The sequence below is a fragment of the Idiomarina sp. H2 genome (assembly GCF_004364275.1).
Taxonomy (GTDB): Bacteria; Pseudomonadota; Gammaproteobacteria; order Enterobacterales; family Alteromonadaceae; genus Idiomarina; species Idiomarina loihiensis.
Genome location: NZ_SNZY01000003.1, coordinates 298,929 through 310,825 on the forward strand (window position 1 = coordinate 298,929; position 11,897 = coordinate 310,825).

Below are 11,897 nucleotides of genomic sequence, written 5' to 3' on the forward strand. Positions count from 1 at the left end.
AACCTTCGTCAGAGCAGCGGAGTTTGTTGCTAGGCAAGGGAAGAAGGACTCGGCATCACGGAGTGTCGAAGGCCAAGGATGGCCTGAGACAAGCGCACACGGACGTGCTCGTAGCGTCTCCGTGATGCAGAGTCCTTATTCCCTCAGAGCCAGCAACAAAAAACCCGGCTCGAAGGCCGGGTTTTGTTTAAGCGTTGGCGAGTTATTACCAGCCAGTTTTCTCTGCTACAGCTTTGCCGATATCGGCCAGGCTGCGTACAGTTTTAACGCCTGCTGCTTCAAGTGCAGCAAATTTCTCGTCAGCAGTACCTTTACCGCCGGCAATGATGGCACCAGCGTGGCCCATACGTTTGCCCGGAGGAGCAGTAACACCAGCAATGTAAGAAACAACCGGCTTAGATACATTGTTTTTAATGTACTCTGCCGCTTCTTCTTCTGCCGTTCCGCCGATTTCACCGATCATTACGATAGCTTCGGTTTCTGGATCTTTTTCGAACAGTTCCAGAATATCGATGAAGTTAGAACCCGGGATAGGGTCGCCACCGATACCAACACAGCTAGACTGACCAAAACCAGCGTCAGTAGTCTGCTTAACTGCTTCGTACGTTAATGTACCTGAACGTGACACGATACCCACTTTACCTTTCTTGTGGATGTGGCCAGGCATGATACCGATTTTGCACTCGTCCGGAGTGATAACACCCGGGCAGTTTGGACCGATCATGCGCACGCCTTTGTGCGTCAGATATTCTTTAACGTAAAGCATATCCAGTGTAGGAATGCCTTCAGTAATACAAACAATCAGTTCGATACCAGCGTCTGCTGCTTCGATGATTGAATCTTTACAGAAAGGAGCTGGTACGTAGATAACTGAAGCAGTTGCGCCAGTTGCTTCTACAGCTTCTCTTACAGTATTGAATACAGGCAGACCTAAGTGCTCTTGACCACCTTTACCAGGTGTAACACCGCCAACCATTTGCGTACCGTAAGCAATAGCTTGTTCAGAGTGGAAAGTACCCTGACCGCCAGTAAAGCCCTGGCAGATAACTTTGGTATTTTTATCGATCAAAATGCTCATTATTGACCTCCTGCCGCAGCAACCACTTTATCGGCAGCATCAGATAAGCTCTCTGCAGCGATAATGTTCAGGCCACTTTCGTTCAATTTCTGGGTACCCAGTTCAGCGTTGTTACCTTCAAGGCGAACAATAACTGGAACTTTAACACCCACTTCTTCAACAGCGCCGATAATACCTTCAGCAATCATATCGCAACGTACGATACCACCGAAGATGTTAACCAATACGGCTTTAACAGAGCTGTCTGACAGGATAATTTTGAACGCTTCAGAAACACGTTCTTTTGTCGCGCCGCCACCAACGTCAAGGAAGTTAGCTGGTTCGCCGCCACTCAGTTTAACGATGTCCATAGTACCCATCGCCAAACCAGCACCGTTAACCATGCAACCAATGTTGCCATCTAGTGCTACGTAGTTCAGTTCCCATTTAGCCGCTTCTGCTTCACGAGCGTCGTCTTGTGACGGATCGTGCATTTCACGGATTTTAGGCTGACGGTACAATGCGTTGCTGTCGATGCCAACTTTCGCATCCAGACAGTGAACGTTGCCTTCGTCAGTAATAACCAATGGGTTAATTTCTAACAGTGCTAAGTCGTACTGTTCGAACATTTTCGCCAGGCCCATGAAGACCTTAGTGAACTGCTTAACCTGGTCTGGAGTCAGACCCAGTTTAAAGCCTAGCTCGCGACCTTGGTATGGCTGCGCGCCAACCGTAGGGTCAATTTCAGCTTTCAAGATTTTCTCAGGTGTTTCTTCAGCAACGGTTTCAATTTCTACGCCGCCTTCGGTTGATGCCATGAACACGATTTTGCGTGAAGCACGGTCAACAACTGCACCTAAGTAAAGCTCGTCTGCAATGTCAGTGCAGCTTTCAACTAAAATCTTAGCAACCGGCTGACCTTTCTCGTCGGTCTGGAAAGTTACTAAGTTTTTACCTAACCACTGCTCAGCGAATGCGCGAACGTCGTCTAAACTTTTCACTAATTTCACGCCACCCGCTTTACCGCGGCCACCAGCGTGAACCTGACATTTGACAACCCAAATGTCGCCACCAATACGTTTTGCCGCTTCTACCGCTTCATCAGCAGTGTCGCAGGCATAACCTTCAGATACTGGCAAACCAAACTCTTTAAAGAGTTGTTTACCCTGATACTCATGCAAATTCATGATGCTCTTCCGATTCGTTGAAACAACTTAAGCAGCTAAAGTGCTGCCTACCCGAATACCGCGCCGAATTTTAACCTGCTCGGCGCATAATTAACAGCCGCAAGCTAAATTGCATTGCGGCTGGTTCTCAGCGTCTTTAGATATCCAGGATAAGACGTTGAGGATCTTCTAATAACTCTTTCACGGTAACCAGGAAACCTACCGATTGTTTACCATCAATGATTCGATGGTCATAAGAAAGAGCCAGGTACATCATCGGTAAGATTTCGATCTTACCGTCTACCACCATCGCCCGCTCCTGGATTTTATGCATACCCAGAATAGCGCTTTGTGGTGGGTTCAGAATTGGCGTTGAAAGCAGTGAACCAAATACGCCACCGTTAGTGATGGTGAAGTTACCACCCTGCATTTCATCCATAGTCAACTTACCGTCGCGGCCTTTAATAGCCAGGTCACGAATACCGTTTTCCATATCCGCAATGCTTAGGCGGTCTGTGTCACGCAGAACTGGGGTTACCAGACCACGAGGCGTCGATACCGCGATGCTGATATCGAAGAAATTGTGGTAAACAATATCGTCGCCATCAATGGATGCGTTTACATCTGGGAAACGTTTCAGTGCTTCAGTTACTGCTTTTACGTAGAAGCCCATGAAACCAAGACGCGTGCCGTGTGTTTCTTCGAACACGTCTTTGTACTTCTTACGCAAATCCATAATTGGCTTCATGTTGATTTCATTAAACGTGGTCAACATGGCTGTGTCGTTCTTAGCTTGCAACAGACGCTCAGCAATACGCTTACGCAGACGTGTCATAGGTACGCGTTTCTGCTCACGGTCACCTGAAACCTCAGGCTGTGAAGACTGCTGTTTGCTGCTATCTGAAGACTTAGAAGACTGAGCTTTAACGTGTTTCTCAACGTCTTCTTTAGTGACGCGACCGCCCTTACCAGTGCCTTTAACGTCACTTGGCTTAAGGCCGTGTTCACCAAGTAAACGACGAACCGCAGGACCCGCTACTTCGTTGTCACCGTCATCGTCTTTACTTTCTGAAGAAGACTCAGATTTGCTGTCGTCAGACTTGCCTGAACCTGAACTAGCAGACCCACCAGCTTCGACAATACCGATAACGTCATCAGCACCGACTGTCGCGCCTTCTTCGTGCTTAATTTCAGCTAAAACGCCATCAGCCGGAGCAACCACTTCCAGAACCACTTTATCGGTTTCAATATCAACCAGGTTCTGGTCACGTTTTACTGCATCGCCAGCTTTAACGTGCCAGGTAGAAACAGTGGCATCAGAGACTGATTCTGGCAGTTGAGGAACTTTAACTTCCATCTTCTCGCCAGAACCTTTTGTGTCAGAGCCTTTGTCTTCTGAAGAATCAGATTCTTTTTTCTCTGACTTCTTGTCGTCGCCTGAGTCTTTATCGTCTGATTTATCGTCAGATGCCGACGCACCGTCACCTTCTTCAATTTTTCCGATAACTTCTTCAGCTGTTACGGTAGTGCCTTCTTCGGCAGTAATTTCGCCCAAAACACCGTCTGCTTCCGCAACCACTTCCAGCACTACCTTGTCGGTTTCGATGTCAACCAGATTCTGGTCGCGAGACACTTTATCGCCAGGTTTTACGTGCCATGTTGCAATTGTTGCATCTGCAACAGACTCGGGTAATTGAGGAACTTTAATATCAATCGCCATGGTTCATCTTCACCTATTTAATGGTTAGCGCTTCGTCAACAAGGTTTTGCTGCTGCTTGTTGTGCTCTGAAATGTATCCGACCGCCGGTGCGGCTGACGCACTACGACCACGATAAGACAACTGAGCTCCTTTCGGAATTGCGGCCCAGAAGTGATGCTGGCTGCTATACCATGCACCCTGGTTCTGAGGCTCTTCCTGACACCAGACAAAATCTTTAACGTGCTGATAATCTTTCATAATTTCTGCCACTTCTTCCGCAGGGAACGGATACAGCTGTTCGATACGAATAATGGCAACATCTTCTTGTTCACGCTCGCGGCGTTCTTTCAGTAAATCGTAGTAGACTTTACCTGAGCAAAATACCACGCGTTTTACTTTTTTCGGATTCAGATCATCGATTTCACCAATCGCGTTCTGGAATCCAAGATCCGCTAAATCATCCATTTCTGAAACCGCTAACGGATGACGTAACAATGACTTAGGCGTCATAACAACTAACGGACGGCGAACCGGACGTAAGTGCTGACGACGGATCATGTGGAAAACCTGTGCAGGCGTTGTCGGTACACAGACTGACCAGTTGTGATCGGCCGATAATTGCAGGAAACGCTCAAGACGGGCGGAACTGTGCTCAGGACCCTGCCCTTCATAACCGTGCGGCAATAGCAATGTTAAACCACATAAACGTCCCCATTTCTGCTCGCCAGAACTTAAGAACTGGTCAATAACAACCTGGGCGCCGTTAACGAAATCACCAAATTGAGCTTCCCACATAACCAGAGACTGCGGTTCAGCCGTAGCGTAACCGTATTCGAAGGCCACAACTGCAGCTTCTGATAAAACTGAGTCATAAATTTCAATTTGCCCCTGATCTGAACCTAAATTGTTCAGTGGCATATAGGTAGAACCATCTTTTTGGTTATGCAATACCGCGTGGCGGTGGAAGAAGGTACCACGGCCGCTGTCCTGACCGGTCAAACGAATATGAGTGCCGTCGTTAACTAAGGTGGCATAAGCCAAAGTTTCAGCGAAACCCCAGTCCATTGGTTTATCGCCTTTCGCCATTTTCAGACGTTCTTGATAAACTTTTTCAACGCGGGAATTCAGCTTGTCTTCTTCCGGATACTGAGTGATTTTTTCGCCCAGATCTTTCAGCTTATCTGCTGAGACTTTGTAGTCGTACTCAACGTCCCAGTCGTTTCCTATGTAGGGAGACCAGTCAACAGAGTGCTGACGCATAGGACGGTGTTCATCAACCACCACTTCGCCTTTATCTAATGCATCACGATAGTCAGACATCCACTGCTTAGCCGTGTCTTCATCAACTATCGATTTCTCTATCAGACGCTTGCCATAAAGCTCGCGGGCAACGGGCTGTTTTTTAACTTTTGCGTACATCAGCGGCTGTGTTGCACTTGGCTCATCGGCTTCGTTATGTCCATGACGACGATAACAAACCAAATCAATAACCACGTCGCGCTGGAATGCATTACGGTAATCAAGCGCTAACTGAGTGACAAAAACAACGGCTTCAGGGTCATCCGCATTAACGTGGAAAATTGGCGCCTGCACCATTTTGGCAATGTCAGTACAATACTGAGTAGAGCGCGCATCTTCCTGTTTAGATGTAGTGAAACCAACCTGGTTATTCACCACGATACGGATAGAGCCGCCTACACGGTAAGCGCGTGTCTGCGACATATTGAACGTTTCTTGCACCACACCCTGACCAGCAACAGCAGCGTCACCGTGAATGGTAATAGGCAGAACTTTTTTGCCTTCCGGATCTTTCAGACGATCCATGCGTGCACGAACCGAACCCATAACAACCGGGTTTACAATTTCCAGGTGCGACGGGTTAAAGGCCAAAGCAAGGTGGACGTCGCCGCCCGGCGTTGCATAATCAGAAGAAAAGCCCATGTGATACTTAACATCACCCGAGCCTTTACTGCTGTCATGCTTCCCGGCGAACTCGTCGAATAAGTCTTGTGGCTTTTTACCCAGAACGTTGACTAAAACGTTCAAGCGACCACGGTGAGCCATGCCAATAACCACTTCTTTGGCACCCTGCTCACCAGAGCGTGAAATGAGTTCTTTCAACAACGAAACCAGACTGTCGCCACCTTCTAATGAAAAGCGCTTAGCTCCCGGGAATTTTGACCCAAGATACTTTTCCAGTCCGTCAGCGGCTATCAGTTCTTTTAAAATTTTAGTCTGTTGTTCTTTTTCAAACTTGGGCTTTCCAAGAACACCTTCCAACCGTTGCTGAATCCAGCGTTTTTCCTCGGTTGAAACAATGTGCATGTATTCGGCACCAATAGAGCCACAATAAATATTTTCCAGCGCTTCGTGAATATCACTCAGCTTCATTGTGTCTTTGCCAACAGCTAAAGAGCCGACATTAAACTCGCGTTCTAAGTCGTCTTTGCTTAAATCGTGGAAGTTTAATGAAAGGTCTGGAACGGTTTCCTGTTTCCATAAACCAAGAGGATCAAGGTTGGCGTGCTGATGGCCGCGGAATCGATAAGCATTGATGAGCTGTAAAACTTTAACTTGCTTCTGATCTGCGGCAGTCGTACTGCCTGTTTGAGATTGTTTGAGCTTATTCTTAGCGGCCTGGCGAAACTGCTCCCGGACATCGCTGAGTTTAGTATCAACAATGTGATTATCCTTCGGCAACGCATCGAACATTTGACGCCATTCATCACTGACTGCCGTCGGATCATCCAGATAAGCCTCAAACATTTGTTCAATGTAGGCAACGTTACCACCGGCTAGATGCGATGTTTCTAACCATTCACGCATTACACCATCTTGCATTGCGTTTCCTTCACCTGAATAGATAAACCGTTTTTATAAAAAAATAGCCATCCTTTGTGGGATGGCCATCCACAACATCAACCGTTCAAATTGGCGCGACAATATAACGAGTTAAACAGCGCGACTCAAAAGCATCGATTTGATGTGTCCAATAGCCTTTGTTGGATTCAACCCTTTTGGACATACGTTAACGCAGTTCATGATTCCGTGACAACGGAATACACTAAAGGCATCATCGAGTTCATCCAAACGCTCGTCTGTTGCTGTGTCACGACTATCAATTAAGAAACGATAAGCGTGCAGCAGACCAGCAGGTCCAACAAATTTATCCGGGTTCCACCAGAACGATGGACATGATGTTGAACAGCATGCACATAAAATGCACTCGTAAAGACCATCAAGCTTAGCACGGTCTTCCGGCGACTGCAGTCGTTCACGCGCTGGTGGCGTTTTGTCATCGTTGATAAGGTACGGTTTGATTTTCTCGTACTGCTGATAGAACTGGCTCATATCAACAATCAAATCACGAATGACCGGCAAGCCTGGTAGCGGACGAATCACAATTTTGTCTGATTTCAAAGAAGACAAGTGAGTGATACAAGCCAAACCATTTTTACCGTTAATATTCATACCATCGGAGCCACAAACACCTTCACGGCACGAGCGGCGAAACGCCAGCGATGGATCTTGTTCTTTCAATTTGATCAGTGCTTCTAGCACCATCAAATCCTGATTATCCTCTACTTCCAACGTGTACTCTTTCATGTGAGGCGCGTTGTCGACATCAGGATTATAACGATAAACTGAAAATGTGTATTTTTTCATATACCCTCCAACTTAGTAGGTACGAGCTTTCGGAGGGAAAGCTTCACGCAGTTTAGGCGCCATATTGACTTCCCGCGTCACCATATCTTCCTTTTCAGGACGATAAACAGTGTGTACTAACCACTTCTCATCATCACGATCCGGGTAGTCTGCACGGCTGTGAGCACCGCGGCTTTCTGTACGGAAGCTGGCAGCAACTGCAGTTGAGTAAGCCGTTTCCATCAAGTTATCTAGCTCAAGGCACTCGACGCGCTGAGTATTAAACTCTTTAGAGGTGTCATCAAGACGGGCGTTTTTCAGGCGTTCGCGAATTTCGCGTAGCTCAGCAAGCCCTTCTTTCATTGAATCGCCTTCGCGGAAAACCGAGAAATTAAGTTGCATGCACTGTTGCAGGTCTTTCTTAATTTGTGCCGGATCTTCGCCTTTCTGAGTATTTTCCCAACGATTATAACGCGCTAGTGCAGCGTCAATGTCGTCGCTACTTGCTTCTCTGGCTTCTACGTTAGCCGCAAGCGTTTCGCCCAGGTGCATACCGGTTGAACGACCGAATACCACCAGGTCAAGCAGTGAGTTACCGCCTAAGCGGTTAGCACCGTGTACGGATACACAAGCAATTTCACCACAAGCAAACAGGCCTTTAACGTGAGATGTCTGACCATCGTCACCAACAGTCAGGACTTGTCCATTAACGTCCGTCGGAATACCGCCCATCATATAGTGACAGGTAGGGATAACCGGAATAGGCTCTTTCACCGGATCAACGTGTGCGAATGTACGTGATAAGTCACAAACACCCGGCAAACGACTCTCCAGGGTTTCTTTACCCAGGTGATCCAGTTTCAGTTTAAGGTGAGTACCCCATGGGCCTTCACAACCACGTCCTTCACGGATTTCAGTCATCATAGCGCGTGAAACAACGTCGCGTGATGCCAAATCTTTCGCGTTTGGCGCATAACGCTCCATAAAGCGTTCACCGTCTTTGTTCAGCAGGTAACCGCCTTCACCACGACAACCTTCTGTAACAAGCGAGCCCGCTCCGGCAATACCGGTTGGGTGGAACTGCCACATTTCCATATCTTGTACAGGAACGCCGGCACGTAGTGCCATACCAATACCGTCACCCGTGTTGATATGAGCATTGGTCGTTGAAGAATAAATACGACCCGCACCGCCGGTAGCAAGAACAACGGCCTTAGCTTTAACAAAGTAAACTTCGCCGCTTTCGATATCCATGGTGGTTACACCACAAACTTCGCCGTCTTGGTTCTTAACGATATCCAGCGCGTACCATTCTGAAAATACGGTGGTTTTTTTCTTCACGTTTTGCTGATAAAGCAAATGCAGCAAAGCGTGACCGGTACGGTCAGCTGCAGCGGCAGTACGAGCAGCCTGCTCGCCACCAAAGTTCTTCGACTGACCACCAAATGGACGTTGATAAACTTTGCCGTTTTCAAAACGCGAGAATGGTAAACCTAAGTTTTCCATTTCTAAAATAGCTTCAGGGCCAGCTTTACACATGTATTCGATAGCGTCCTGGTCACCAATATAGTCCGAACCTTTAACGGTATCGAACATGTGCCATTCCCAGTTATCTTCATGCGCATTACCTAATGCTACGGTAATACCACCCTGAGCAGAAACTGTGTGAGAGCGTGTTGGAAACACTTTGGACATCAACGCGCAGCTCAATCCCTCTTGGGAAATTTGCAGTGCTGCTCGCATGCCGGCACCGCCAGCACCAATCACCACTGCATCATATTCTAAAGTTTTAACAGTCACTTAAACACCCCACAGTACGAATAAGCCAGTGAGCCAAACAGCGATCAGACCAACGCTGAAAACCAGTTGGATAAAAGCTCTGAGACCGGACGCTTTCACGTAGTCTGTTGATACTTGCCAAATGCCAATCCAGCCGTGAATTAACACAGAGGATAAAGCCAGCATAGTGAACACTTTCATCCAAATGTTGGCAAACAACCCACTCCACACTTGATAAGTTACATCTGGCGTAGAAAGGAAGAACCCAGCCATGAACAGTGAATATAGAACCATTACAATCGCGCTGGCTCTCAATAAAATAAAGTCATGAGAACCGCTACGACCAAAAGTAGCTGCTGCTGTTACCATAGCCAAACTCCTACTAATACGGAAAAGATCACAGAAAGAGCAATTGAGACAATTGCGCTGATTCTTCCGGAATCGAGTTCTTCCCAGTAGCCCATGTCCATTACTAAGTGACGCAGACCAATGATTAAGTGAAATCCTAGCGCTGTCAAAATACCCCAGCCAATAAATTTAGCGATAAAGCTGGTCATGATACTCTCGATTTGAGCAAAGCCTTCAGGGCCACTAAGTGACACGGCAAAAGCCCAAATTAGAAAAGCCAGAGAGAACAGCATAGCAACACCGGAAATACGATGCAGTATGGATGCTTTGGCAGCGGCAGGAAGCTTGATAGTTGATAAGTCTAAATTAACAGGTCTTTCTTTTTTCACGATAGATTGCCTTTTAATAAAGCACAAAAGAAATGCAATTTTCGTTTGCGCGACACAGAAACATGCCACCAATACGGCGCAAAGTATATCTAGCCAAGCTATTAATTACAACGACAAACTCAGATTTGAACGCTGACTAAAATACGCTTTACTACTAAAGTCTAACCTAACAAGATAATTCTTCAATCTGAGTAATCTTTTCGTCATGTTTATTACGTATATTTCGCTATAATTGGTTCATGTTCCCCGATTAAAATTGACATTTACGGGCATGATCGAGTTAAATTAGCGCACTTTTTCAAAGTAGATAGCGAGGAGAATTCCTTATGGCTGATCGTAAAGCCACTTTACAGATTGACGGCCAATCCATTGAATTGCCGGTACTATCACCAACGGCAGGAAAGGATGTAGTTGACGTCCGAACTCTGGGAAAACATGGTTATTTTACTTTTGACCCAGGGTTTCTGGCTACAGGCTCTTGCGAGTCGGCTATCACCTATATAGATGGTGAAAACGGCGTTTTACTGCACCGCGGTTACCCTATTGGTGAGTTAGCAACTAAAGCAGATTACTTAGAAGTTTGCTACATGTTGTTGCACGGCGAAGCTCCTACCGAAAAGCAATACCATGAATTCAAAAACACCATTACTAAACACACTATGGTGCATCAGGGAATTCACAATTTCTTTAATGGTTTCCGTCGCGATGCTCACCCTATGGCAATGTTATGTGCCGTAACGGGAGCTTTATCATCGTTCTATCATGATGATCTGGAGATTCACGATGAAAACCAACGTTTACGTAGTGCTTACCGTCTGATTGCAAAAATTCCAACAATTGCAGCAATGGCTTATAAATTCAGCATTGGTCAACCTTTCGTTTACCCACGTAACGACTTAGGTTATGCAGAAAACTTCCTGAACATGATGTTCTCGGTTCCTGCGGAAGACTACAAAATAAGCCCTGCGGTAGCTCGCGCTATGGATCGCATCTTTACTTTGCATGCTGACCACGAGCAAAACGCATCAACGTCAACAGTACGCCTTGCCGGTTCTTCTGGTGCTAACCCTTACGCATGTATCGCTGCGGGTGTTGCGTCTTTATGGGGACCAGCCCATGGTGGTGCAAACGAAGCTTGCTTGCGTATGCTGGCTGAAATTGGCTCTGTTGAAAACATTCCAAAATATATTGAGAAAGCAAAAGACAAAGACGATCCTTTCCGTCTAATGGGCTTTGGTCACCGTGTATACAAAAACACCGACCCTCGTGCAACGGTAATGCGTGAATCTTGCCACGAAGTACTGAAAGAATTGGATCGTGATGATCCATTACTTGACGTCGCAATGGAACTGGAGCGCATCGCTCTGGAAGACGACTATTTCATTGAAAAGAAACTCTTCCCTAACGTTGACTTCTACTCAGGTATCGTACTGAAAGCTATTGGTATTCCTACCAATATGTTCACCGTTATCTTTGCGCTGTCACGTACTGTCGGCTGGGTTTCTCACTGGCACGAAATGATGGGCGAAGAAAACCAGAAAATTGGTCGTCCTCGTCAGTTATATACTGGTTATACAAAACGCGAGTTTTCACCAATTAAAAAATAAATTGGTTTGAGTTAAGAAGGCGCTCGGTTGAGCGCCTTTTTTTATGCCCGCTCTTAATTAGTTCGAGTACATTGCTTTTCACACCTTACAGAACGTGCAACGAAGCCTTAAATTCTTTATACTACGTCGCATTTCGTTGGTCGCCAAAGAGAGAGCTGACAGACAAATTCATTTTCAACGTGCTTTAGCAGGTTGCAGATAATTAC

Annotated in this window: 9 protein-coding genes; 1 reads left to right on the plus strand and 8 read right to left on the minus strand. The window is 46.5% G+C overall.

The window, feature by feature from the left end; all coding sequences use genetic code 11:
- Positions 1–205 precede the first annotated feature (205 nt).
- The 8 genes from sucD to sdhC form a co-directional block, all read right to left on the minus strand.
- Positions 206–1,078: a succinate--CoA ligase subunit alpha gene (gene sucD / locus DET62_RS05510; RefSeq protein WP_011234743.1), complete on the minus strand. Its 873-nt coding sequence runs from the start codon at positions 1,076–1,078 to the stop codon at positions 206–208.
- Complete coding sequence (gene sucC, locus DET62_RS05515) at positions 1,078–2,244, minus strand: ADP-forming succinate--CoA ligase subunit beta (RefSeq protein ID WP_011234744.1); 1,167 nt, start codon at positions 2,242–2,244, stop codon at positions 1,078–1,080. Before sucC ends, sucD begins: the two co-directional genes overlap by 1 nt.
- 136 nt (positions 2,245–2,380) lie before the next feature.
- On the minus strand, positions 2,381–3,943 hold the full coding sequence (gene odhB / locus DET62_RS05520; RefSeq protein WP_110013277.1) for a 2-oxoglutarate dehydrogenase complex dihydrolipoyllysine-residue succinyltransferase: 1,563 nt from the start codon (positions 3,941–3,943) through the stop codon (positions 2,381–2,383).
- 13 nt (positions 3,944–3,956) lie between these two features.
- Complete coding sequence (locus DET62_RS05525) at positions 3,957–6,764, minus strand: 2-oxoglutarate dehydrogenase E1 component (RefSeq protein ID WP_110013278.1); 2,808 nt, start codon at positions 6,762–6,764, stop codon at positions 3,957–3,959.
- Positions 6,765–6,875: 111 nt separating this feature from the next.
- A complete protein-coding gene (locus DET62_RS05530) occupies positions 6,876–7,589 on the minus strand; it encodes a succinate dehydrogenase iron-sulfur subunit (protein ID WP_034821292.1) in 714 nt (237 codons plus the stop codon).
- Positions 7,590–7,601: 12 nt separating this feature from the next.
- A complete protein-coding gene (gene sdhA, locus DET62_RS05535; protein ID WP_011234748.1) occupies positions 7,602–9,368 on the minus strand; it encodes a succinate dehydrogenase flavoprotein subunit in 1,767 nt (588 codons plus the stop codon).
- A complete protein-coding gene (gene sdhD, locus DET62_RS05540; RefSeq protein ID WP_011234749.1) occupies positions 9,369–9,716 on the minus strand; it encodes a succinate dehydrogenase, hydrophobic membrane anchor protein in 348 nt (115 codons plus the stop codon).
- Positions 9,710–10,084 (minus strand): succinate dehydrogenase, cytochrome b556 subunit, encoded by a 375-nt coding sequence (gene sdhC, locus DET62_RS05545; RefSeq protein ID WP_011234750.1) that lies wholly within the window; start codon positions 10,082–10,084, stop codon positions 9,710–9,712. The genes sdhD and sdhC overlap by 7 nt, the downstream gene beginning before the upstream one ends.
- A 326-nt stretch (positions 10,085–10,410) precedes the next feature.
- Between sdhC and gltA the strand changes: the two genes are divergently transcribed.
- A complete protein-coding gene (gene gltA / locus DET62_RS05550; RefSeq protein WP_011234751.1) occupies positions 10,411–11,691 on the plus strand; it encodes a citrate synthase in 1,281 nt (426 codons plus the stop codon).
- Positions 11,692–11,897: the final 206 nt, after the last annotated feature.